Below are 25,831 nucleotides of genomic sequence, written 5' to 3'. Positions count from 1 at the left end.
TGTTTATCGGCGATGACTCTTCCCTGTTGGTTATCGATAGCGCCCGCGGTTATTGTCAACTCTCCCTGGCTTGTTATCCCTTGTTTAGGTTGGCTGTTGCGGTTGGTTATTTTGCCTTGTTTCCCATCTAGAGTCAGGTTTTTATCCGCATGGATCCAGCCAGCTTCGTTATTGATGCCTTGAGTAGTCAGTTTGACATTGCCTGTACCGATTATGCCCCCGGTTTTGCCGCTGTTGAGGTTAGTCAGTAGCTCACCTTGTGTATCGAGTGTCAGATCACCCGCAGATTTCAACAGGCCGCCGCTGTTATCGGTTTTTTTCACGGTCAATGTGAGTGAGCCGGTTTCACTGGCAAGGGTTCCGCCTTGGTTTTTCAGCTCACCGCCGGTAACGGTGGTTGTTCTTGTACCTTTGATAAAACCATCTTGGTTGTCGATTTCACCGGTGGTAAGGGTCATTGTCCCTTTACTGAAAACACCACCGGTTTTGCCGCTTTTGGCGGTGGTCAGTTTTTCTCCGTGCGTGTTCAGTGTCATATCACCGATAGATTCTATTTTCCCGCCGGTACTGTCTAACTCGCCGCTATCGAGTTTTAGATTTTTCTTACTGGCTATAGTGCCAGCCACGTTATTTAGCGCTTGCTGATGGGTGTTAATGAGGATTTGATCACCACGGATAGAGCCGTGGTCATTGATTAGTTTACCGGTAGTCAGTTCCAAAGCATCTTTCGCTATGATCGCGCCAGTAGTGTTATCAATTTCACCGGTTTCTAAGGTCAAGTCACTGCCGCTGCGTATGCCGAGGTCATCCCCGCTTTGCGTATTAGTCAGCTTTTGACCGTGGGTGTTGAGTGAAAGAGTTGTTTGGGATTGCAGCAAACCACTGGTGTTATTCAGTTCACCGGTATTCATGGTGAGTTGTTGATTCTGGCTGACTATTTTACCGCTGGTATTATCAACGGTTCCTGTTGATGTCACGTTGAGTTGTTTATCGGCGATGACTCTTCCCTGTTGGTTATCGATAGCGCCCGCAGTTATTGTCAACTCTCCCTGGCTTGAGATCCCCTGTTTAGGCTGGCTGTTGCGGTTGGTTATTTTGCCTTGTTTCCCATCTAGAGTCAGGTTTTTATCCGCATGGATCCAGCCAGCTTCATTATTGATGCCTTGAGCGGTCAGCTTGACATTGCCTGCACCGATGATGCCTCCGGTCTTGCCGCTGTTGAGGTTAGTCAGTAGTTCACCTTGTGTATCGAGTGTCAAATCACCCTTGGATTTCAACAGGCCGCCGCTGTTATCGGTTTTTTTCACGGTCAATGTGAGTGCGCTGGTTTCACTGGCGAGGGTTCCGCCTTGGTTTTTCAGATCACCACCAGTAACGGTGGTTGTTCCTGTACCTTTGATAAAACCATCTTGGTTGTCGATTTCACCGGTGGTCAGCGTCATAGTTCCTTTACTGATAACGCCTTTGGTCTCACCGCTTTTGGCGTTGGTCAGTTTTTCTCCATGCGTGTTCAGAGTCATATCGCCGGTAGATTCTATTCTTCCGCTTGTACTATTGAGTTCTCCGCTATCGAGCTGTAGGTTTTTCTTACTGAATATGGTGCCAGCCACGTTGTTTAGTGCTTGCTGGTGAGTGTTAATGCGGGTTTCGTTACCACGAATATCGCCGTGGTCATTGATCAGTTTACCGGTAGTCAGTTCCAAGGTATCTTCCGCGACGATCTTACCGCCAGTGCTGGTCAGTTCATGCTGTTGTGTATCTAATTTCAGACTGTCTGAGGATTGTATCAGTCCACGTTGGTTGTTGACTGCTTGTGTTGTCAGATCGGCTTTTCCCTTCGAGAGGATTTTACCGTCAGTGTTGTTGAGGTTTTGGCTAGTTAGCGTGGTTTCGCCTTGTGAATCTATCTTGCCGGCGGTGTTATCAATTTCACCGGCTTCCAGAGTCAGGTCACTGCCGCTGAGTATGCCGAGGTCATTCCCGCTTTGTGTATTAGTCAGTTTTTGGCCGTGAGTGTTGAGTGAAAGAGTTGTTTTGGATTGCAGCAAACCACTCGTGTTATTCAGTTCACCGGTATTCATGGTGAGTTGTTGATGCTGGCTGAGCATTTTGCCGCTGGTATTATCAACGGCTCCTGTTGATGTCACATTGAGCTGCTTATCGGCGATGACTCTTCCCTGTTGGTTATCGATGGTGCCCGCGGTTATTGTCAACTCTCCCTTGCTTGAGATCCCCTGTTTAGGCTGGCTGTTGCGGTTGGTTATTTTGCCTTGTTTCCCATCTAGAGTTAGGTTTTTATCCGCATGGATCCAGCCAGCTTTGTTATTGATGCCTTGAGCGGTCAGCTTGACATTGCCTGCACCGATTATGCCCCCGGTCTCGCCGCTGTTGAGGTTAGTCAGTAGCTCACCTTGTGTATCGAGTGTCAGATCACCAGCAGATTTCAACAGGCCGCCGCTGTTATCGGTTTTTTTCACGGTCAATGTGAGTGCGCTGGTTTCACTGGCGAGGGTTCCGCCTTGGTTTTTCAGTTCACCACCGGTAACGGTTGTGGTTCCTGTACCGATAATCACACCGTTTTGGTTGTTAATATCGCCAGTGGTCAGCGTCATATCACCGGTAGACTCTATTCTCCCGCCGGTACTGTTAAGTTCTCCGCTATCAAGTTTTAGATTTTTCTTACTGAATATGGTGCCAGCCACATTGTTTAGTGCTTGCTGGTGAGTGTTAATGCGGGTTTCGTTACCACGAATATCGCCGTGGTCATTGATCAGTTTACCGGTAGTCAGTTCCAAGGCATCTTCCGCGACGATCTTACCGCCAGTGCTAGTCAGTTCATGCTGTTGTGTATCTAATTTCAGACTGGTTGCGGATTGTATCTGTCCACTTTGGTTGTTGACCGCTTGTGTTGTCAGATCGGCTTTTTTCCGTGAGAGGATTTTACCGCCGGTGTTGTTGAGGTTTTGGCTAGTTAGCGTGGTTTCACCTTGTGCATCTATCAGGCCAGCGGTGTTATCAATTTCACCGGCTTCCAGTGTCAGATCACTGCCGCTGCGGATACCACGTTTTTCTCCGCTCTGTGCGTTAGTCAGTTTCTGGCCTTGGGTGTTGAGCGACAGGGTTGTGCCGGATTTCAACAGGCCACCGGTATTGTCAACTGTCCCGGATGTCACGGTGAGTTGTTTATCAGCTTCTACAGATCCTTGATGGTTATCAATAGCGCTTGCCGTCAGCGTCAAGTCTCCTGAGCTACGGATACCTTGATTAGGCTGGCTGTCGCGGTTGGTTATGGTTCCTTTCTGCCCGTCAAGGATCAGGTTTTTTCCCGCATGGATTAGGCCAGCATCGTTGTTAACGCCTTGGGTCGTCAGCTTCATGTTGCCTATGCTGATTATGCCCCGGTCTTTGCCACTGTTGGTGTTGGTTAGCAGCCCACCTTGCGTATCCAATGTCAGGTCACTAGCGGATTGTAGTAACCCGCCGCTGTTGTCAGTTTTGTTTACCGTTAATGTCAGGGGGCCGGTTTTGCTGACAAGTTTTCCTCGTTGGTTGTGGAGGTCTCTACCCGTTATCGTTGTCGTCCCTGTTCCAGTGATAGTGCCATCGTGGTTGTCGATCTCGCCTGTGGTTAAGGTCAGTGTTCCCTCGCTGATAACGCCACCGGTATCACCGCTTTTGGCGGTGGTCAGTTTTTCTCCGTGCGTGTCCAGTATCATATCGCCGGTAGATTCTATTTTCCCGCCTGTACTATTGAGTTCTCCGCTATCGAGTTTTAGGTTTTTCTTACTGGATATGGCGCCGCTTTGGTTGCTCAGAGCTTGTTGATGGGTATCAATGTTGATGCCATGACCAAGGATAACGCCTGCGTCATTAGTCAGTTTACCGCTGGAAATGCGTAATGAGTCTTTGGCAATGATACCGCCAGTTTTGCCACTGTCGGTATTGGTCAGGGCTTGGTTTTGGGTATCCAGCAACAGGCTTGACTCTGATTGGATCTGTCCACGAGTGTTATTTAATGCCTGTGTGGTCAATTCCGCCATCTGTTGTGATAAGAGTTGACCATCGGTATTGTCGACGCTACCGGCGTTAAGGGTGGTTTTTCCTTTAGCGGAAATAATGCCGGCGGTGTTGTTGATATCCCCTGTACGGAGTTCCAGATTGCCTTTGCTTAATATGGTGCCTTTTTGAGTCTCTTTTTCGTCACCATTTTTAGTGTCTTTCGTGTTAGTCAGTTTCTGCCCATGAGTATTGACTATCATGTCACTGCCAGATTGTAACAAACCAGACGTGTTATCCAGCTCACCGCTGTTTAGGGTGAGTTTTTCTTGGGCAATGACTTGTCCTGCGGTGTTGGTGAATTTATGTCCGTTGGTTTGGCTGTCTATCTGCTGAGCCAGTAATGATCCTTGATGGTTATTTAACGCCTGACTTTTTGTGGTGAGCGTCGTTTTGGCTTCGATTCGTCCGTCAACGTTTTCAATGTTTTTCCCAATGATCAGTTCTGTGCTGCCACCGGTTGCAGCGATTTTGCCCCGGTTGTTATCAAGCTGTGTTGCTGTGAGTTGGATATCTTGACCGGCTTCTAGCTGTCCATCTTGGTTATTCAGAGCGTCATCAACAGTCAGTTCCAAGGCTCCTTGTTTGGCTGCTATGATTTTGCCTTTGCTGTTATCCAAGGTGGTGGCGTCGATTTTCAGGTTGCCATTACCTTTAATCTCGCCATCTTGGTTATTCAGCGTCTTGGCAGTGAGGGACAGTTTACCTTTACCGGCGAGTTGAATTGTCCCTCCTTCCGTGTTGTCCGCTTTCTCGTGGACGATTAGGTTCAGATCATTTCCGTTATTGGCGATTTTTCCATGACGGTTGTCCAGATTTCTTGTGGTGATAGCCAGTCGTTTCCCTTCATTGAGAATGGTTCCGCTGTGGTTATTCAGTGTTTGGGTGTTCAGTACCAGCTCGCCGTTGCCGGTTTGATTAATTTTCCCCTGCTTGTTGGATAAGTCTGGAGTAGTTAAGTTGATTTCTCGTGCTACCAGTGTGCCGCCGTCATTGTTAAATAGGCTTGGTGTTTTGGCTGTAAAGCGGTCAGCGGTGACTGTAGCGTTGGCGGTGCTAATCTCTTGCTGACTGGCAGTGAGTTGAATGTTGTTGGCAGAAGTTTGGCTGCCGCTGAGATCAATCTTTTTACTCTGTACTTCCAGAGTATTGGTTGCCAGATTTTTTCCATTGGCCTGAATTTGCTGTTTGGCGGTCAGTGTCAGCGATCCGGGCAGCGTGGCTTTCCCTTTATCATCAATTCCGGCGGCCAGAATACTGCCTTTGGCGCTCTGTATCGACTCCGCTTTGATTGTGGTGTTACTTCGTGCAGCGATTGTGCCACTGTTCTCAATCTGTCCATCAACCGTGATACGGACGTCACCGGCGGTTGCTCCGATGTGGCCGGCGTTACGTACCCCTACGCCAAACTCGGTACCCACCAGCACGATTTTATTGGCGTACATGCCACCGAGTGCGGCTACGTCCAGCGTAAATGATGGATTCTTGCTGCCGTCAGCAGTTTTTTTCTCAATATTCTGGTGAGCTGCATCAACAATATTACTTCCGGTTGTGATTTTTAGATCTTTCGCGTGCAGTTTGCCGTTGATTACCACCGAGCGGGCAATAATTTCGGTGTAATTTTGTTGTGAGCTGTCCAGTCCCAGGTCTTCAATGCGGACTTCTCCCCGCTCAATATCAAAGCCTTTCAGCCGGCCTTGTTCCATCATGGCCTGTCCCGTGGTGAGTGTTGCGCGATGGGCGTTAATGAATCCACAACCGTTGCAGGTGATACCGGCCGGGTTGGCAATAATAACGTCGGCTTTTTGTCCGGCGACTTCTATCCAGCCATTGAGTTTGCTGGTGTTAATGCTGTTCACTTCATTGAGAATAATTTTGGCTTCTGCTTTGGCGAGCCACGGGTTTCCCGCCACCATGCCGCCCAGCTGAGTTTGGACAGCATCGTGACTGTTGTTAAGAATGACGCCTCGTTTATCAATATCAAATTGGGTGTAGGTATTATGCGAGATACCCGCGGCGTTAGGGGTTTGAATATTGATTTGTGGCGTACCGTTCGCACTGTTCAGGATAGTCGGTTGTTGATTACCCGGCGCTTGTCCGTCGGCCACAATATTTGCTTGCGCTGTTAGGGAAATGCAGCCAGTGGCTAACAATAAACTGAGTCTTAACGCCGTTAACCGGCAAAGGCATTGTGATGATTGCCGACGACTACGGCGGCGTACCGTACTACCTTGCCCGGAGGTGGCAATATCAGACACGACCATCAGCATGTTCCGGGCTTTGTTAAAGATAATACGATACAGATGCTTGTTCATTGTTTTTCTCCACTAACACTTTTTATCTGTGATAACTTTGGCTGCGTTGTTATTTTGAATTAGTACTGCCAGTACAAACTGAATCCGGTGGTGACTGATGAGGTTTGAAAGCCATCCGGTTTGGATAGCGGGATACCGGCAAACAGGTCATAGCTCACGCCTTTAAGACTGCCGCGATAGCCTAGAACGCCGCCCGCCAGATGTTTTCCCAGACGTTGCTCATTTCCCGGCCCGCCGATTTCGCCATAATCCATGCCCAAATACAGGGATTGACCATTCAGTGGGGTTTGCCATTCCAATTCATTACGGCTATACCAACCATGATCCCCGTTTAACGTGCGTTCGCCGTCAAATCCGCGAACGGTCCAGCGGTTGCCGATTGAAAATTGATCCTGTGGCGTCAACGTTCTGGCGCTTATTTGGCGCAGGTACTGGGTTTTGTAGATGAATGGTTGAGAAAATAGGGTAAACGGCGCAGAAAGTGCCGCGGAAAACTGGGTTGTTTTAAGTAGGGCGGTCGCTGTACCTCGGATCTCTTCTTGTGCGGGCTGTGCCCCAAACCAGCGTGTTCCCTGTTGGTAAGTCACTCCGGTATCCAGGGTCGCTTTACCGATGTAGTGACGATGGGATAATCCCAATTTCCAGCCAGCCGTTTCCCGGCGCTGTACATCGATTTCCAGATCATTAATAAAACTCTTGGATGTGCGACGATAAATTTCACCATTAACCGAAGTTTTCTGACTGGCGTTACGATGCAGGACTCGGCTCAGTTGGACATTCAGGTTTTTGCTTTTACCGCTGTATTTGTCGTCTCCATTTGGCCTGGCAACCTTTTGGTTGTAATCGTAATTACTGGCGGTGATGCTGGCCATCCAGTATCCCACCGGTAGGGAGTAGTGGATGGTGTAGTTTTTGCTGCTGCGGCCAGAAGGGGAGTGAATATCGCGCCCACCGGAGATATAAAATAGATCACTCAACGTGAGGGGATTATCCAGATATAAAGTTAACCCGCCTTGATAACGCCCGGTACTTTTAGAACCAGAATCATCCAGATAGGAGGCTAGCCGCCAATGTCTTGACTGACGCCAGTCCAGTACGATATCGCTTTCTCCTAACTGCTCATTCGGTACAATTTCCATGTTGGCTTGAACGGTAGGAAAACGTTGTAAATTTTCTAATCCCTGTTCGATATCCCGTAAATCAAGCAATTTTCCTTCGCGGGGAGGGAATGTGGTTATCCGTTGGATATAATTGCCGCTTTCAGCGGTATAGCGAATATGTCCAACTTTTCCCGGTAAAATCATCAGCTTTAATGTCTTGGAATTAAGATCCTGACTGGGAGCTAATACTCTGCTAGTAACATAGCCATGATTAATTAATCGGTTTTGTATCCGAGTCATTAATATATTAATCCCCTGGGTGCCCAGGCAGTGATTTTCTCCCTGTTGAGCTAAACGTTTTAAAGGTAACCAGTGAGGAAAATGTTCGGTGCCTTCAAGAACGACACGCGTAATAGGAAAACAGGGCGTATCGACAGGAAATTCAGAAGGTACTGCTGTTTCAGGAACAGACAAACGAATATCCTCTGGCGGCGGTGCTAATTGAGCCTCTAGGGCTTTCTGCCGTTCCTGTTGATGAATAAGTTGTTGATCTGAAATTTCGGCGGCTTTAACACCGGTAGTAATAAAAAGAAAGCTAGTGAAAATAATGACTTTTTTTTGCATTATCCTTTTGCATCCCGCACGCATCATATAATTTTTGGGGCGCTATTAGTCATGAATTTGACTTAATAATCAATATGTGGATTTACGAATGAATATGATTAAAAAATACGGCTTATTTTAAATTTCCAATAAAAACAATTAGATATGTTTTTGTTAGAAAATGAGCAATAATGAAAAATACTTTGCTAATTAATAGGTTATGTAACTAACATTAGGTATTTCTAATTTAATCCTATATATTGATAAATATGTGACACATATCACTAAGAATATTATAATGTAATTACAGTTAAAGTAACTTTGGAAATTATAATCTTGAGTATTAAATGCATGTAAGGATATTGTCTTCTCTGGTTAGATTGATTGTTTCTTAATTCATTGTTGGGTGTTTGTTTTTCAGTAAATATGCGAATGGGTTAAATTATTGGTGATTGTCATAATTAATCACCAAGGTGAAATAATGATTTAACGAAAAGTTTTTACTCTGATTTCTCCTCTTTTTCACTTGATTTGCTGTTGGCTGTCAGTAAATAAGGCGATTGCTGCCAGCGGCTTGGGGCTAATTGCAATAGGTTATGTGCCAGAATAAAACCAATTGCTAAAGCGAGTAAAATCATGATCCGAAGTAAGTTAGTCGTGTTATCCACCTGCTTGGACTCTGTTGCCAGTTTGTGGGTATCCAGTGTCAGGCGTAGAAAACCTTTTGGCTCCTCTTTTCCCGGAATGGGAGTGACTATCTGGTAGTTAAAATAGCTGCCGGCTTTTTTACCATCCAAAGATAGACGATCCCGCACCGAGACGTCCTCTCCGCTATGAGCAACTTGTGTTCCATTGTTAAGATAGACACTGGCATCAAGTATGCGGCTGTTTGTCGTTAGATGATACAAATTAGCCTGTATTCGCTCATTATTAAGATCTTTGCTGCCACTCTCCATATAATCAGATAAGCTGAATGCGACTTGTTTTGCCAAGGTTTTTGCCAATTCCTCAAATTGATCCATCTGGGCTTGTTGGTGAGAACGGCTAAAATAAGAAACGCCCTGCATTAGAAATACTAATAAAGCAATGCAAATCAATATAATAGCTGTTTTATGCAGTCGGAATTTTAATTTAGCTTTGATCATCGTTATCTCTTCCAAGCTTTGGCCAACGCCATGTTGCCAGATGCAGTACAGAGAGGATAGTTTGAAGCGCAATTTTTTGCTGTTAAATCATGTGGGATTACAGGAGTAGGGATTAATGTCTAATAACCTGGCTTATCACTATTTGCCGGAAGAGGTCCATAAGTGGCCGGGATTACCACTTTCGTTAAGTGGCGAAGAAGTTATGCCATTGGATTACCGGGCTGGTGACAGTGGCTGGTTGATATATGGTCGTGGCCTGGATAAACAACGTATCAGTAATTTTCAGCATCGGCTCGGCGCCGCTATTGTTATCGTCTCTTCATGGCGCATTGATGATTATCAGGTTGTACGTATTGCCGGGAATTTGACTACGCGTATTAAGCGGCTAGCCGATGAATGTCGGTTGGATGTAGTTCCGTTGGGGCAGATCCCAAGGTTGCGGTCACCGGGTTTGCTGGTGATGGATATGGATTCAACGGCAATTCAAATTGAATGTATTGATGAAATAGCCCGTTTGGCTGGCGTAGGTGATAAAGTCGCTGAAATTACCGAGCGAGCGATGCAAGGAGAGTTGGATTTTTCTGATAGTTTGCGGGAACGAGTTGCTCAGTTGGCAGGGGCTGATGCTGATATTCTGCGGCAGGTTGTCGAAAATTTACCACTTATGCCGGGGCTGACCAGTTTGGTGCGTAAGTTGCAATCCCTTGATTGGCATGTGGCAATCGCGTCGGGTGGTTTTACCTATTTTGCTGACCATTTACGTCAAAATTTACGTTTGATGGCTGCGGTAGCCAATCAGTTAGAAGTAAAAAATGGCAAGTTGACAGGTAAGGTTATCGGGCCAATTGTTGATGCTAAATATAAGGCTGCTACATTGGTGAAGTTGGCGAAAAAACTGGATATCCCATTGGAACAGACTGTCGCGATTGGTGATGGCGCTAATGATTTGAAGATGATCCGCAAAGCAGGGTTAGGTATCGCTTACCATGCTAAACCGAAAGTTTATGCACAGTCGAAAGTGACCATCCGTCATGCTGATCTCATGGGAGTATTGTGTGTGTTAAGTTGCGGTCTCAAACACGAAGAGCGTTAATAGGGTCTTTTAGGAGTGCAAAGTGGCTAAAGCAGCAAAGCGGGCATTTGTTTGTAATGAGTGTGGAGCGGATTATCCGCGTTGGCAGGGGCAATGTAGTGCGTGTCATGCCTGGAATACCATTACTGAGGTGCGCTTAGCCGCAGCACCTTCCTCCCGTAATGAGCGGTTCAGTGGTTATGCGGGAGATGCTGGTGTCAACAGGGTTCAGAAATTATCAGAGATTAGTCTGGAAGAACTTCCTCGTTTTTCTACCGGATTTAAAGAGTTCGATCGGGTGCTTGGCGGCGGGGTTGTTCCCGGTAGCGCGATTCTGATCGGCGGTAATCCGGGAGCCGGGAAGAGTACCTTATTGTTGCAGACGATGTGCCAGTTGTCTGCGCAGATGAAAACTTTATATGTCACCGGGGAGGAGTCGTTACAGCAGGTTGCAATGCGTGCGCACCGGTTGGGGTTGCCGGCTGATAATCTGAATATGTTGTCAGAAACCAGCATTGAACAAATTTGTCTGATTGCGGAACAGGAGCAGCCAAAGTTGATGGTGATTGACTCCATTCAGGTGATGCATATGGCGGACATCCAATCTTCGCCGGGGAGTGTCGCTCAGGTGAGAGAGACTGCCGCTTATCTGACTCGGTTTGCTAAGACTCGCGGTGTTGCCGTTGTTATGGTTGGTCATGTGACCAAAGATGGCTCGTTGGCGGGGCCGAAAGTGTTGGAACACTGTATTGATTGCTCTGTGATGCTTGATGGTGAAGCGGATTCCCGCTTTCGCACTTTACGTAGTCATAAAAACCGTTTTGGGGCGGTTAATGAGCTTGGCGTATTCGCCATGACGGAACAGGGATTGCGTGAAGTGAGTAATCCATCAGCGATTTTCTTGAGCCGTGGTGATGAAGTTACCGCTGGCAGTTCTGTCATGGTGGTGTGGGAAGGGACTCGTCCTCTGTTGGTAGAGATTCAAGCGCTGGTGGATCATTCCATGATGACTAATCCGCGGCGGGTGGCTGTGGGGTTGGAGCAAAACCGGCTGGCTATTTTGTTGGCGGTTCTTCATCGTCACGGAGGTTTGCAAATGTCCGATCAGGATGTGTTTGTGAATGTGGTGGGGGGCGTTAAGGTCGCGGAAACCAGCGCGGATCTCGCTTTATTGCTCTCTTTAGTCTCCAGTTTTCGGGATAGGCCGTTACCCCGTGATTTAGTTGTATTTGGCGAAGTCGGGTTGGCAGGAGAAATCCGCCCTGTTCCCAGTGGGCAGGAACGCATATCCGAAGCCGCTAAACATGGTTTTAAACGGGCGATAGTGCCTTATGCCAATATGCCAAAAAAAGCGCTGCCAGAGATGCAAGTTTTTGGTGTGAAAAAGTTGGCGGATGCGTTATCTGTTATGGATGATTTTGATTAAATAGGGAGGAGATATGGGCCAATTTGACTACCTTAAAGAAGCGATTAAACAGACTGGTTATACGTTGCAACAGGTTGCCGATGCAAGTGGTATGACCAAAGGCTATCTCAGTCAATTAATTAATGACAAAATTAAAAGTCCCAGCGCTCAAAAACTGGCTGCTCTCCATCACTATCTGAGGTTGCAATATCCTGTACAAAATAAAACTGTCGGTGTGGTATTCGGCAAGTTCTATCCATTGCATACCGGGCATATCTATCTAATTCAACGGGCCTGTAGTCAGGTGGATGAGCTGCATATTATTCTTTGCCATGATGAGCCTAGGGATCGGGAGCTGTTTATAAGCAGTTCCATGTCTCAGCAACCCACGGTGAGTGATCGTCTGCGCTGGTTGCTGCAAACGTTTAAATATCAGAAAAATATTCATATTCACTCTTTTGATGAACAGGGAATTGAACCCTATCCACATGGTTGGGGTGTGTGGAGTGAAGGAATGAAAGCCTTTATGGCAAAAAAAAGTATTAATCCAACTTATATATATTCCAGTGAAACTCAGGATGCTTGTCGATATAAAGAGCATTTAGGAATTGAGACAATTCTTATCGATCCACAACGCTCATTTATGAAAATCAGTGGTCGGCATATTCGCCAGGACCCATTCCGCCATTGGGAATATATTCCTACGGAAGTGAAACCTTTCTTTGTTCGTACCGTAGCGATTCTTGGTGGAGAATCCAGTGGTAAATCTACGTTAGTTAATAAATTGGCAAATATTTTTAATACGACAAGCGCTTGGGAATATGGTCGTGATTATGTTTTTTCTCATCTTGGGGGAGATGAGATGGCGCTGCAATATTCGGACTATGACAAGATTGCGTTAGGGCAAGCCCAATATATTGATTTTGCCGTAAAATATGCGAATAAGGTCGCATTTATAGATACCGATTTTGTCACTACCCAAGCATTCTGTAAGCGATATGAAGGACGTGAACATCCGTTTGTTCAGGCATTAATTGATGAATATCGATTTGATTTGGTCATTCTACTGGAAAACAACACCCCTTGGGTTGCTGATGGTTTGCGTAGTCTTGGCAGCGAACAGGATCGTAAAGAGTTCCAGCAACTGTTGGAGGATATGCTGAAAAGTAATAATATTGAATATGTCAATGTGGATTCACCTGATTATGATCAGCGTTTCCTACGTTGTATTGAACTTATTCAGCAACTTTTAGCGGCTAATCCTAAATGACACGCTAGTTGAATCGTTTGTAATTAGATTTATATATAATATTTTATATGATAAATTAATAAATATATATCCAATCACAATATGCATTGTGGATGGATATTTTTATTTCCTGTAAGTAATAAAATATATAACAGCTATTAATATTTTTGATACTTCTATTGATTATTTATTTCTTGAATAAAAACAAAATTAATAATTAAATACTTCCCGGTTGATTTATAAATAAAAGTTTTTGAATTTTTGATTGGTTGGAGAATAAGAGAGGGTTGATCTTTTTATTAATAATTTAATGTTAGATGTGTAGCTGTTATTATGATGATTAAATATTAATTTTAACATGTTGTTATGATATTAAGGTGTTTTTATCTATAAAAAATTATTTGTCTGATGTTATTTTTTTATTTGTACTAACAAGATAGTCGCCTATTGTTAATGAATGGTTGGTAGGAATGGGTTGCTCTTGTTTAGTAAAATTTTGATTTTAGCATGCAGATAGTCATTTGAAATAGTCACTGGTAGAAATATTGATATACTTTCAATTGAGATATTTCTTATATGATTTTCCCTCGTTTGTGTAATCTTATAATGATGAATATCTGTATTTTTACGGATTGCTCTGGCTGTAAGAGTTACTGATAATGCCAGATTTCTTACACTATTAATTATGCTGAGATAATGAATTTGAATCAAATCGCTACGATTGAAGCCATTGATATTTCATATGGTTTTTCGAAAAGTAAAGCTAACCAGAAAATGATTTCAGACATCACTCTTTCTATTTTTCCAGGTGAATTTACTTTGATTAATGGGGATCTCTGTTCAGGAAAAAGTACTTTGCTGGCAATGATTTCTGGGTTATTGCCTCTCGACGGAGGAAAAATATTAATTGCTGATAATGAATTGGGGAGGATGAATAACTTCGAGTTAGATAGATTTCATTTGATAAATTGTGGTTTTATCTTTCAAAGAATTAATTTATCTAATGAACTTACGGTCTTGGATAATTTGCTATTATCTCTTTCTTGTGGAATCACGACTTCTCATCAAGAAGCAACAGTCAGGGCAACCAAGGCACTGAATATTGTTGGTTTGAAACATAAGAAAGATATATATCCCAAGGAATTACGTGATAATGAAAAACAACGGGTGGCAATAGCCAGCGCCATTGTGAAAAGTCCTCGGTATTTGTTTGCTGATGAGCCAACCCGTTATCTTGATAATGATGACTGCCAAATAGCGATTGATATCTTAAATTTTATTGCTCATAACCAAAGAGGCACGGTTGTTGTGGCTTCACAGGATAATAGGCTTATCAAACATGCAGATCGTATTATTACGTTGAAAGAAGGAAAGATTATCCATGACACGTATCTTACACATAGCATAATGAATAAAACTATGAGTTTATATCTAAATAATTGAGCGGAAAACGGCCTGTTGCCAGGCCATTTTCAATATGATTATTTGCTGATTTTCTTATATTTAATGCGATGCGGTTCCAGTGCTTCTGCTCCGAGAGTCCGCTTCTTATAGTCTTCGTATTCACTAAAGTTACCTTCAAAGAAAGTGACTTTACCTTCATCTTGATAATCAATGATGTGGGTTGCGATACGATCAAGGAACCAACGATCGTGGGAAATAACCATCGCACAACCTGGGAATTCCAGCAAGGCGTTTTCCAGTGCGCGCAAGGTTTCAATGTCCAGATCGTTGGTTGGTTCGTCGAGCAACAGCATGTTACCGCCAACTTGCAGTAGTTTAGCCAGATGCAGCCGTCCTCTTTCACCACCAGACAGCTCACCGACACGTTTGCCTTGATCAACGCCTTTGAAGTTAAAACGGCCAACATAGGCGCGACTTGGCAGCTCGAAGTTACCTATACGCATGATATCCTGACCACCGGAAATCTCTTCCCAAACGGTTTTCTTATCATCCATGTTGTCACGGAACTGATCGACAGAAGCGAGTTTGACGGTTTCACCTAACGTGATAGCGCCGGAATCGGGCTGTTCTTGGTTGGAGATCATACGGAACAGGGTAGATTTACCGGCGCCGTTAGGCCCGATAATCCCAACAATCGCCCCTTTTGGCAGAGAGAAGCTCAGATTGTCAATCAGAACCCGGTCGCCATAGGATTTGGTTAGATTTTCCACTTCCAGAACTTTGTCGCCCAGGCGTGGCCCAGGTGGAATAAACAGTTCGCTGGTTTCGTTACGTTTCTGGTATTCAACGCTATTTAATTCTTCAAAACGGGCCAGACGTGCTTTACCTTTTGCCTGACGGCCTTTCGGATTTTGGCGAACCCATTCCAGCTCTTTCTCAATGGATTTACGACGTGCGGCTTCTGTTGCGGCTTCTTGAGCCAGACGAGCATCTTTCTGTTCCAGCCATGAAGAGTAGTTACCTTCCCACGGAATACCTTCACCACGGTCAAGTTCCAGAATCCAACCGGCAACGTTATCAAGGAAGTAGCGGTCGTGGGTAATGGCGACAACAGTACCTTCGTAATCGTGCAGGAAGCGCTCCAGCCAGGCGACAGATTCGGCGTCAAGGTGGTTCGTGGGCTCGTCCAGTAGCAGCATATCGGGTTTTTCCAGCAGTAAGCGGCAGATTGCCACACGGCGGCGCTCCCCTCCGGACAGATGCTCGATTTTTGCATCCCACGGCGGCAAACGCAGGGCATCAGCGGCGCGTTCAAGCTGGTTATCAAGGTTATGCCCATCGTGGGACTGAATAATCGCTTCCAGTTCACCTTGCTCTTTAGCCAGTTTGTCAAAATCAGCGTCAGGATCAGCATAGGCTGCGTAGACTTCATCCAAACGAGTCAGCGCGTGTTTTACCTCGCTGACTGCTTCTTCCACGGCTTCGCGGACAGTGTGCTCAAGGTTTAATTTAGGCTCCTGTGGTAGATAGCCAATTTTAATTCCTGGTTGTGGGCGAGCTTCCCCTTCGATATCTTTATCGATGCCAGCCATAATGCGCAGTAAGGTCGATTTACCGGCGCCATTTAGGCCAAGAACACCAATTTTTGCTCCCGGAAAGAAACTCAAGGAGATATTTTTCAGAATATGACGTTTCGGGGGAACAATTTTACCGACCCGATGCATGGTGTAGACGTATTGAGCCACGTTGCTATAAGCCTCGCTATCTCTGATGGTGATAATGCCTGTTTTGCGAAGCAAGTCGCATGGACAGGGCGCGTTGATACCTGATTATATCCGTTTAGATTATTGATGTTCATCTGAACACGATTTGTCACAGTTTACCCGATTTAAGTTAATAAACTCTAGAACCCAATTGCTCGAATAAAATGATCCTGGCTTGAGTTTGTTAAGGCAAATCAATTTATTGGATAAAAAACTTACCTTCCATGAATATATAGTTAAGTGTTTCATCATAGAGTAAATTAATGTGGTAATCGGTGGTAATTATATTATTATGCTGTTTATACATTCGTAATATTAACCTATTTGATTTGATCTCCGGAAGGAGCGAGATAATGGATAAGTGGCAATACCTTGCGGTAGCTGTAGGGTTGGTTTTTATCTCTATAGCAGCAAGTGCTGATTCTCTGGAAAATCAGCGGCAGAGATATCAGCAAATTAAACAAGCGTGGAATGCCGGCGATAAGGCCGAAATCGCGAGGCTGATGCCAACGTTGAAAGACTATCCGCTTTATCCTTATCTGCAATACCGGGAGCTGACTCAGGATCTGTCACTTGCTACATCAACGCAGATCCGTGATTTTATGGATCGTCATCCTAATCTGCCTTCCGCACGTTCTTTATCATCTCGTTTTATCAATGAGCTTGCACGCCGCGAAGATTGGCGCGAGGTATTGGCGTTCACTCCTGCCGCACCGAAATCTATTACCGCCCGCTGTCATTACTATTTTGCTAAATGGGCTACGGGCGAGGAACAGGTTGCCTGGCAGGGAGCGAAAGAGGTTTGGTTGAATGGTCGTTCTTTGCCAGCCAGTTGCGATAAATTATTTGATGTTTGGCAGCAAACCGGCCATTTATCAACGAAACTGATATTACAGCGTATTCGCCTGGCGTTAAAAGCGGGGAATACGTCACTGGTCAGTTACCTCGCTAAACAATTGCCACTGGGATACAAAAGTATCAGTGAGGGCTTGATTAAATTGCAGGATTATCCTGCGACTGTAGCGGATTTTGCTAATCATACCGGGCCGACTGATTTTACTCGTGTCGCCACTTTAGCGGCTTTCTCGCGTTTCGCACGTCAAGATCCGGAACAGGCAAGAGCGATCATCCCATCAATTGTCAGAGTGCAAAAGATGAATGCAAGTGAACGTCAGCGATTAAAAGAGATTGTTGCCTGGCAGTTAATGGGCGATGTGAGCGATGAACAAGAAAAGTGGCGTGATGATGCGATTCGCGAGAGCCAATCTGTTGCATTGCTTGAGCGTCGTGTTCGTTTGGCGTTGGGTCATGCAGATGAGCGTGGTGTGGCTCAATGGATAAAATTGCTACCGTTAGAGAAGCAGAGCAAAGAAGAATGGCGTTATTGGCAAGCTAACATTCTATTAGCGCAGGGTAATAAAAGCGAAGGTGAGGCGATATTGCGTAAGCTGACAGAAGGCCGTGGTTTTTATCCAATGGTTGCTGCGCAGAAACTGAATGTCAGCTATCCGCTGGTGATAAATCGCGCAAAAAAGCCAGATGCTGCTATTGCTTTAATACCCGAAGTACAGAGAGTGAGAGAACTACTATATTGGCAAATGGATAATCTTGCTCGCATAGAGTGGAGCTACCTGGTCGCCAGCCAAGATAAATTAAAACAACAGCAACTGGCGCGTTATGCTTTCGATCAAAAATGGGCGGCTCTGAGTGTACAGGCGACAATAGCTGGAAAAATGTGGGACTACCTTGAAGAACGTTTTCCATTGGCATGGCTGCGGGAATTTAGTCATTTCACTGTAAATAAAGGCATTTCTCAAAGTTATGCGATGGCGATAGCCCGTCAGGAAAGTGCCTGGAATCCGCAAGCTAGTTCGCCAGTCGGGGCCATTGGGTTAATGCAAGTGATGCCAAAAACGGCAGAGGATACGGTTAAGAGAAATGGCATTCAAGGATATGTAAACAGTAGCCAACTTATAAACCCGCTGACGAATATCGAAATCGGTACTGCTTATCTTGAGTCAGTTTATCAGCGCTTTGGAAATAATCGGATACTTGCCAGCGCTGCCTATAATGCCGGACCAACTCGGGTAGAGCGCTGGTTATCTAACAGTGATGGGCGACTGGATGCGATAGCTTTTATTGAAAGCATTCCATTTTCTGAAACTCGCAATTATGTCAAAAATGTTTTGGTTTATGATGTTTTCTATAGTCATTTCATGGGCAAATCATCAAATGTGCTGACTAACGCGGAGTGGCAAAGGCGTTATTGATTTATGGCAAACTATGTTATGCTGCTGTACTAGTTAAATAGTATGATGACTGATTGATTATGACGACGAATCATCTGACAGACCCGGCACTTTCGCCGCAAGATCATGAAGATTGGCAATGTTTCGTGACATTACTCCAACAGGCTTTTGCTGAAAATCTACAGCATCCGATTTTACAGTTATTATTGACGCCAGATGAACGGACAGCGCTGGCTACCAGGGTACGAATCATCAAAGAGTTGATGAGTGGAAAAATGAGTCAACGTGAGCTGAAAAATGAACTTGGAGTGGGTATTGCGACGATTACGCGCGGCTCTAATAGCCTGAAATTTGCCTCAAACGATGTGAAGGCTTGGTTGGAACAGCAACTACTAAAATAGCAGGCCGCCGACTGCGGCCTATGGTGAACGCCTGTTTAACGGGCGTTCAGTTCTTTATAAATTTCATGATGTACCGGCACCAAAGCGAGTATCAGAGCTTGGTGGTACACACTGGTACGAGTCAGGATGCCATCAGTAAAAAAGCCAATCGCCCCATCTTTCTGCTTGATGTTATTGATGCCTGTAAGGTAAGCCATTTCATGGCCTAATTCCCGACCTTCTCGAATGCCATCAAGAATTTTTTCTGGCAGCATTAAACTGGCTGAACGAGATTCTCCGCGAATTTGCTGATATTCCACCACCATCCAGGCAAAGGTCATATCGTCTTCAATACCCGCTTCCACACCGACCCAAAAGTCTGCTTCAGGACGAACTTGTCTGGCAGCCATGACACGCTGACGGGCGCCAGTACGGGTTTCTGTGTTACCAATAGGTTGTTGTGGGACGCTACTGTCTACATTGATATCTTCGATCCGATAAGTACCTGGCCCAAAAACATCATCAAAGGCGAGACTAATGGCTTTAATTTTTGCAGGGTTGGTGGTTGCGGCAATAACGTGATACATAATAGATGAGTTATCCTTTGAACGAGTATTTACGCAGTATAACGGAAAATGAAAATGTTACAGGTATATCTTGTTCGGCATGGGGAGTCCGAATGGAATGCGGCACATCGTATTCAGGGACAATCTGACAGCCCTTTGACCGAAACAGGCGAACATCAAGCCAGATTAGTGGCGCAAAGAGTAAAATCTGAAAGTATTACCCATGTTATTACCAGCGATCTTGGACGGACACGTCGAACGGCAGAGATCATTGCTGAGGTTTGTGGTTGTGAAATTATTCTGGAGCCACGTTTGCGCGAATTGCACATGGGGGTGCTGGAACGCAGAAATATTGATTCCTTGACCTCGGAAGAGGAGAACTGGCGTAAGAAAGTCCTTGATGGCACGCCAGGGGGACGTATCCCCGAAGGCGAATCGATGGATGAACTCGCTGTGCGTATGAGAGCTGCACTGGAAAGCTGCCGTAAGCTGCCGGTTGGTAGCCGGCCGTTGTTAGTCAGTCATGGCATCGCTTTGGGATGTTTGGTTAGCACGATACTGGGATTGCCCGCGCATGCTGAACGTCGTCTTCGCCTGCGAAATTGTTCTCTGTCCAGAGTGGATTATCAACAAAGTCCGTGGCTGGCGTCAGGCTGGATTGTAGAAACGGCAGGCGATATCACACATCTGGATACGCCCGCACTGGATGAATTACAACGTTAATGCTGGATAGGAATGAGATACTGAAATTCGATGATATGGTTCGCCGCTTCCTTATCCCTATCATTGGTATTGGTAAGGTAATATCGTTCGATATCGTATCCTTTCCTACGCGTCAGGTTTAGCATTGGCAGGCAAATACCGTAGACGGTAAACAGGAAATCCTGTAAGCCATCTTTGGTGCCGTAGTAACTAAATGAGACGTATTCTCCAGCCGGTAATGTAACAGGTTGGCTGCCTGCCACATCAAACTGGGCATATTGGGGTTCTACCGCCGTTGTGTACAACACGGTTTGTTCATCTTCTTTTTCTGGATTGGGAGTCGCATGATGAAGGCCATAAAGTACAGGAGGTAACACTTCTGCATTTTGCAGATAATATGTCCAGAAATTGTGTCGCATTTCAGTACAAAAACTGGACCATTGTTCCAGCGTATAAGAACAGGTCTGTTCTATACCAACCAGTGGCTGTTCCTCCAGTGTGAGATAGGTTGCTTCGGGAATATACCTTTTATCCAGCAATATGGGCGGGCAAATACCCGTGGCGCACCACTCCTCACTGAGACGATAAAGTGCGGGTGTTTTATTAAATTGTTTTTTAAATGCGCGAGTGAAAGTTTGTTGGGAGTCAAACTGGTACTGTAAAGCAATATCCAGAATAGGGCGGCTGGTTAAACGTAAAGCAACGGCTGCCCGTGATAACCTTCTGGCACGGATATAGGAGCCAATAGCCTGGCCGGTAATGTCTTTAAACATACGTTGCAGGTGCCATTTAGAATAACCTGCTTTAGCTGCAACATTATTGAGTGATAACGGTTGGTCTAAATGATTATCTAGCCAACGTAATAAATCACGAATGATGCCGGTTTGATCCATACATCTCCTTAGTCGTTAAGACCAGAAAGAACAATATAAGAACCTATACTACTAGGCTATTTTGTTTGCCATTTGAACAGGCCCACAGAGTAAGTAAAACGAATCATTCCTATGTATTGCATATCTGTTTTGGCGTCTGTGTGCTGTTGGTGTTCATAATTTATTGACAAGCGTGGCATTCAACAATAACTCTACTGGATATAAGCACTAAGTGTAAAACAAGTCTTATATTTACAATAGGATACTTATTCGTATTATTATTTCACTCATTACTTTGTGAAATTATTCTAATAAGTAATTATTGTTATTAGAGGGTATTACCGCCTATTTGGTATATTGGTGGTGAAATTTTACGCTGAATTAATTAAGGCGCGAGACTATATATGTTAAAAATCATAAAGATACTAGTAACGACAACATTGTTGTTCATACCTGTGGCGACTCAGGCAGAAGAGATTGGTTCGGTAGACACTGTTTTCAAATTTATCGGGCCTGATCACAAAATTGTCGTGGAAGCGTTTGATGATCCTGATGTTAAAAATGTGACTTGCTACCTGAGCAGGGCAAAGACAGGCGGAATAAAAGGGGGTTTAGGGCTTGCGGAAGATACTTCTGATGCGGCGATTTCTTGTCAGCAGGTTGGGGAGATTGAACTAGCAGACAAGATTAAAAAGAGCGGCAAAAAAGGTCAGGTGGTTTTCCAGAAACGAACTTCACTGGTGTTTAAAAAGCTTCAAGTTGTCCGCTTCTATGATGCAAACCGTAATGCATTAGTCTATCTGACATATTCCGATAAGATGATCGACGGTTCACCGAAGAATGCGATCAGTGCTGTACCGATTATGCCGTGGAAGACGGTAGAAAATTGAGGGGCAGGATGGGGTCCCACAGGGATGTCCCATCCTGTCATTTTTAGAGGCTTACTGACACTGACAGTTCAAGTTATGCTTCCAAATCACCACAGAAACGATAGCCTTCACCGTGAATGGTGGCGATAATTTCCATCGTATCTGGCGTTGATTCGAAATGTTTACGGATGCGACGAATCGTTACATCAACGGTACGGTCATGAGGTTTCAATTCACGACCTGTCATTTTTCTCAGTAAATCTGCGCGTGTTTGGATTTTGCCTGGATTTTCACAGAAATGAAGCATGGCGCGGAACTCGCTACGTGGCAATTTATACTGCTCTCCCGCCGGGCTGATCAGAGAACGGCTATTGATATCTAATTCCCAACCATTGAATTTATAACTCTCAACCTGGCGACGTTCCTCGCTGACATTACTCAGATTCATGGTACGAGAAAGCAGGTTGCGGGCGCGAATAGTTAATTCACGCGGATTAAATGGTTTGGTGATGTAATCATCAGCACCAATTTCCAAGCCAAGGATTTTGTCTACTTCATTATCACGGCCGGTCAGGAACATCAGGGCGACATTTGCTTGCTCACGCAGTTCGCGGGCAAGTAACAAGCCATTTTTGCCTGGAAGGTTAATGTCCATAATCACCAAGTTAATGTCATTGTTTGACAGAATGTGGTGCATCTCTGAACCATCAGTGGCTTCATAAACTATGTACCCTTCAGCTTCGAAAATGCTTTTTAGGGTATTGCGAGTGACAATTTCGTCTTCAACAATCAAAATGTGCGGGGTTTGCATGGTTGCTACCTAGAATCGCTTAAAAATAAATCAGAATGATTCAAACTACTCTTATCTCAGGATATTTACTGGTTATTATTTGTCATCACTGAAATTATAGCTTAAATCAGTAATAACATTTATTGATATGTTTTACACTGAAAGTAAAAGTTGCTTTTCCTTTGGTGGGTATATACCCAAAAAACTGGTTAAACAGTGTTATGTTAGTCCATTAACAGCAATATAACAGCTTGCAATGCATTTACCATCTAAAAAAACTACCTTTTATTGACGTACATCAAAATTGATTGTAGCACGTTAATATTATTTATATTGGTTATTTTATACCTTGTATTCTGTCATGCAAATGACAAATTTCTGTTAACGCACAGAGTGGTTTTGTACGGAAAATAATCTCTTTTGAGTTTGGCAGTGAACAAAAATAGCTGATTTTTACGAAAAGATAAAATATATTGTTAATTTTGTTAAAAATGGATTTAACAACTAAAAAATTGGCTTCAACGAGAAATATTTGTTTGTCTTGATGACCATGAGATGAATTATTCCAGTACTAAAAATATCGAAAAAATAAGATTGTTTAGAGAAAATGTTTGACTTTGTGCACAGATTCATTTAACCAATATAGGGTCGAACCCATTAAATGACAGACAGGAACTTATGCAAACTATCAGCCTGAAAACCACAATTATTATCACCACCGGAACCACAGGTTGCGGGGCGGGCTGACGCATACATAAAACAGAGAAAAAAGCCCGCATCCAAATCAGATGCGGGCTTTTTTTTGGCGCGGAATCAGGAGAAAAATGTTAATGCGAGTGCTTAAATTTGGAGGAACTTCGGTCGCTAATTACCAACGTGTGCTGAGCGTTGCCGATATTGCAGAAAAAAAACTTTCTCAGGGAGGAGTTGCATTGGTGCTTTCCGCACCGGCAAAAATTACCAATCATTTAGTGGCGATGATTGAAAAAACGGTCTCCGGGCAAGAGATCATTACCCATATGCATGATGCTGAGCAGATCTTTGCTGATTTATTACAGGGATTGGCACAGGCGCAACCCGGTTTTGCTTATGAACGGTTAAAAATGATGGTTGAGCAAGAACTTGCGCAATTAAAACAGGTTCTGCATGGTATTTCGTTACTGGGTCAATGCCCGGACAGTATTAACGCTTCCCTGATTTGTCGTGGTGAAAAACTCTCTATTGCCATCATGGAGTCTGTATTGCAGGAGCGTGGTCATAAAGTCACGGTGATTGATCCGGTGAAAAATTTGTTGGCACAAGGTCATTACCTTGAATCTACGGTAGATATCAACGAATCTACCAAGCGTATTTCTTCTCTGAATATTCCTGATGACCATATTGTTCTGATGGCTGGATTTACGGCCGGAAATGATAAAGGGGAGCTAGTTGTTCTGGGGCGTAATGGTTCTGACTATTCCGCTGCTGTTTTGGCGGCTTGTTTGCGGGCTAAATGTTGCGAAATCTGGACTGATGTGGATGGTGTTTATACCTGTGATCCCAGAATTGTGCCGGATGCGCGGCTACTAAAAGGCATGTCCTATCAGGAAGCGATGGAACTCTCTTATTTCGGCGCCAAAGTGTTGCATCCGCGGACTATTGCTCCGATTGCTCAATTTCAGATCCCGTGTTTGATTAAGAATACTGCTAATCCAGATGCGCCGGGAACACTTATCGGTGACGGGCAGAAAGATGAAAGTACGCCGGTAAAAGGGATTACTAACCTGAGCAGTATGGCGATGATTAACGTATCAGGCCCTGGCATGAAAGGGATGGTGGGTATGGCGGCAAGGGTATTTGCTGTCATGTCTCGCAAAGGGATCTCTGTTGTGCTGATTACTCAATCATCTTCAGAATACAGTATCAGCTTCTGTGTGCCTCAACGTGAATTGGAACGTGCGCGTCAGGCGCTGAGTGAAGAATTCTATCTTGAATTGAAAGAGGGCGTACTTGATCCTTTGGATGTGATGGAAAATCTTTCCATTATCTCGGTTGTTGGCGATGGTATGCGTACCTTGCGTGGTATCTCTGCCCGTTTCTTCTCGGCATTGGCGCGCGGTAATATCAATATCGTTGCCATCGCACAGGGGTCATCTGAACGTTCTATTTCTGCGGTTATCGATAATGAAGTGGCAACGACAGCCGTTCGTCTGTGCCATCAGATGTTATTTAATACCGATCAGGTGATCGAAGTTTTTGTTGTCGGCGTTGGTGGTGTAGGCAGTGTTTTAATTGAGCAGATCCGTCGTCAACAAACCTGGTTGAAACAAAAGCACATCGATTTAAGGGTATGTGGTATTGCTAATTCACGGGCGATGCTGACGGACATGAGAGGCATTTGCCTTGATAATTGGTGGCAATGTTTATCAGAGGCCACAGAACCTTTTAGTTTGAGTCGTCTGATCCGTTTGGAGAAAGAGTACCATTTGCTGAACCCGGTGATAGTGGATTGTACCTCTAATCAACAAATTGCCGATCAATACGCCAGTTTCCTGAGTGATGGCTTCAATGTGGTCACGCCGAATAAAAAAGCCAATACGTCGTCGATGGCTTATTATCACCAGATTCGTAAGGCGGCAGAGAAATCTAAACGCAAATTCCTGTATGACACTAACGTCGGGGCTGGTCTGCCGGTTATTGAGAATTTACAAAACCTGCTTAATGCGGGTGATGAACTGGTTCAGTTCAATGGCATTCTTTCCGGTTCTCTCTCTTTTATTTTCGGTATGCTGGATGAAGGAATGTCACTATCTCAGGCGACGTTACTGGCGAAAGAGAAGGGTTATACCGAACCTGATCCGCGTGATGATCTGTCCGGTATGGATGTTGCTCGTAAGTTGTTGATCCTCGCTCGTGAATCAGGTTATGAACTTGAACTGGATGATATTGATGTGGAGCCTGTACTGCCAGCTTCCTTTGATAACGGTGGCAGCGTAGATACTTTCCTTGAGCGTTTACCCTCTCTTGATCAGGTTTTCAGCCAGCGTGTGGCAGAAGCCAAAGGGCAGGGAAAAGTGCTGCGCTATGTTGGCATAATTGAAGATGGCCGTTGTAAGGTGAAAATTGCCGCAGTAGATGGCAATGATCCACTTTATAAAGTCAAAAATGGCGAAAATGCGTTGGCATTCTACACGCGTTACTATCAGCCAATACCGCTGGTACTACGGGGATACGGGGCGGGTAATGATGTTACTGCCGCAGGTGTGTTCGCAGATATGCTGCGTACTTTGTCCTGGAAACAGGGAGTTTAAT

At 44.7% G+C, this 25,831-nt stretch carries 16 protein-coding genes and 1 other annotated feature; of the genes, 9 read left to right on the top strand and 7 right to left on the bottom strand.

Annotated features, from left to right (window positions below):
- The 3 genes from EAE93_RS21580 to EAE93_RS21570 form a co-directional block, all read right to left on the bottom strand.
- A partial coding sequence (locus EAE93_RS21580; protein WP_214040543.1) for a two-partner secretion domain-containing protein occupies positions 1-6,371 on the bottom strand: 6,371 nt, incomplete at its 3' end.
- Between the two features lie 59 nt (positions 6,372-6,430).
- The gene (locus EAE93_RS21575) at positions 6,431-8,095 is read right to left on the bottom strand and encodes a ShlB/FhaC/HecB family hemolysin secretion/activation protein (RefSeq protein ID WP_214040542.1); all 1,665 of its coding nucleotides are present in this window, start codon (positions 8,093-8,095) and stop codon (positions 6,431-6,433) included.
- 479 nt (positions 8,096-8,574) lie between these two features.
- A complete protein-coding gene (locus EAE93_RS21570) occupies positions 8,575-9,219 on the bottom strand; it encodes a YtjB family periplasmic protein (RefSeq protein ID WP_036812311.1) in 645 nt (214 codons plus the stop codon).
- A 115-nt stretch (positions 9,220-9,334) separates the two neighbouring features.
- Between EAE93_RS21570 and serB the strand changes: the two genes are divergently transcribed.
- From serB to EAE93_RS21550, 4 genes are all read left to right on the top strand, one after another.
- Entirely contained in the window at positions 9,335-10,312 is a 978-nt protein-coding gene (gene serB / locus EAE93_RS21565; protein ID WP_036812309.1) for a phosphoserine phosphatase, read from the top strand.
- A 22-nt stretch (positions 10,313-10,334) separates the two neighbouring features.
- Positions 10,335-11,717, top strand: a complete 1,383-nt coding sequence (radA, locus tag EAE93_RS21560) for a DNA repair protein RadA (protein WP_214040541.1) — start codon at positions 10,335-10,337, stop codon at positions 11,715-11,717.
- Positions 11,718-11,730: 13 nt separating this feature from the next.
- A complete protein-coding gene (nadR, locus tag EAE93_RS21555; RefSeq protein ID WP_110091757.1) occupies positions 11,731-12,966 on the top strand; it encodes a multifunctional transcriptional regulator/nicotinamide-nucleotide adenylyltransferase/ribosylnicotinamide kinase NadR in 1,236 nt (411 codons plus the stop codon).
- A gap of 675 nt (positions 12,967-13,641) precedes the next feature.
- Positions 13,642-14,388 (top strand): ABC transporter ATP-binding protein, encoded by a 747-nt coding sequence (locus EAE93_RS21550; protein ID WP_046397358.1) that lies wholly within the window; start codon positions 13,642-13,644, stop codon positions 14,386-14,388.
- Positions 14,389-14,426: 38 nt separating this feature from the next.
- Here the strand turns inward: EAE93_RS21550 and ettA are convergent, their stop codons facing one another.
- Complete coding sequence (ettA, locus tag EAE93_RS21545) at positions 14,427-16,094, bottom strand: energy-dependent translational throttle protein EttA (RefSeq protein WP_040153933.1); 1,668 nt, start codon at positions 16,092-16,094, stop codon at positions 14,427-14,429.
- Between the two features lie 371 nt (positions 16,095-16,465).
- Here ettA and sltY point away from each other — a divergent pair, with 371 nt between their 5' ends.
- The gene (gene sltY, locus EAE93_RS21540) at positions 16,466-18,382 is read left to right on the top strand and encodes a murein transglycosylase (RefSeq protein WP_214040540.1); all 1,917 of its coding nucleotides are present in this window, start codon (positions 16,466-16,468) and stop codon (positions 18,380-18,382) included.
- Between the two features lie 59 nt (positions 18,383-18,441).
- Positions 18,442-18,762 (top strand): trp operon repressor, encoded by a 321-nt coding sequence (trpR, locus tag EAE93_RS21535; RefSeq protein WP_011144939.1) that lies wholly within the window; start codon positions 18,442-18,444, stop codon positions 18,760-18,762.
- Positions 18,763-18,797: 35 nt separating this feature from the next.
- Here the strand turns inward: trpR and yjjX are convergent, their stop codons facing one another.
- On the bottom strand, positions 18,798-19,328 hold the full coding sequence (yjjX, locus tag EAE93_RS21530) for an inosine/xanthosine triphosphatase (protein WP_036777059.1): 531 nt from the start codon (positions 19,326-19,328) through the stop codon (positions 18,798-18,800).
- A 54-nt stretch (positions 19,329-19,382) separates the two neighbouring features.
- Here yjjX and gpmB point away from each other — a divergent pair, with 54 nt between their 5' ends.
- The gene (gene gpmB, locus EAE93_RS21525) at positions 19,383-20,030 is read left to right on the top strand and encodes a 2,3-diphosphoglycerate-dependent phosphoglycerate mutase GpmB (RefSeq protein ID WP_110085967.1); all 648 of its coding nucleotides are present in this window, start codon (positions 19,383-19,385) and stop codon (positions 20,028-20,030) included.
- Here the strand turns inward: gpmB and robA are convergent.
- Positions 20,027-20,902: an MDR efflux pump AcrAB transcriptional activator RobA gene (gene robA, locus EAE93_RS21520; RefSeq protein ID WP_036777055.1), complete on the bottom strand. Its 876-nt coding sequence runs from the start codon at positions 20,900-20,902 to the stop codon at positions 20,027-20,029. The two genes, gpmB and robA, sit on opposite strands and share 4 nt — an antisense overlap.
- A 383-nt stretch (positions 20,903-21,285) precedes the next feature.
- On the opposite strand from robA, the gene creA reads away from it, so the two are divergent.
- Positions 21,286-21,771 (top strand): protein CreA, encoded by a 486-nt coding sequence (creA, locus tag EAE93_RS21515; RefSeq protein WP_036777052.1) that lies wholly within the window; start codon positions 21,286-21,288, stop codon positions 21,769-21,771.
- 73 nt (positions 21,772-21,844) lie between these two features.
- Here creA and arcA read toward each other — a convergent pair whose 3' ends face one another.
- Positions 21,845-22,561, bottom strand: coding sequence for a two-component system response regulator ArcA (arcA, locus tag EAE93_RS21510; protein WP_036777051.1), 717 nt, complete (start codon positions 22,559-22,561; stop codon positions 21,845-21,847).
- Between the two features lie 664 nt (positions 22,562-23,225).
- Positions 23,226-23,345, top strand: a sequence feature (Thr leader region).
- Positions 23,346-23,370: 25 nt separating this feature from the next.
- On the opposite strand from arcA, the gene thrA reads away from it, so the two are divergent.
- Complete coding sequence (gene thrA / locus EAE93_RS21505) at positions 23,371-25,830, top strand: bifunctional aspartate kinase/homoserine dehydrogenase I (protein ID WP_110085991.1); 2,460 nt, start codon at positions 23,371-23,373, stop codon at positions 25,828-25,830.
- Position 25,831: the final 1 nt, after the last annotated feature.

It is taken from the genome of Photorhabdus akhurstii (assembly GCF_018448925.1).
Lineage (GTDB): Bacteria > Pseudomonadota > Gammaproteobacteria > Enterobacterales > Enterobacteriaceae > Photorhabdus > Photorhabdus akhurstii.
Note: the sequence above shows the minus strand (reverse complement) of the source record. Positions and strands in the feature narration are given on the sequence as shown.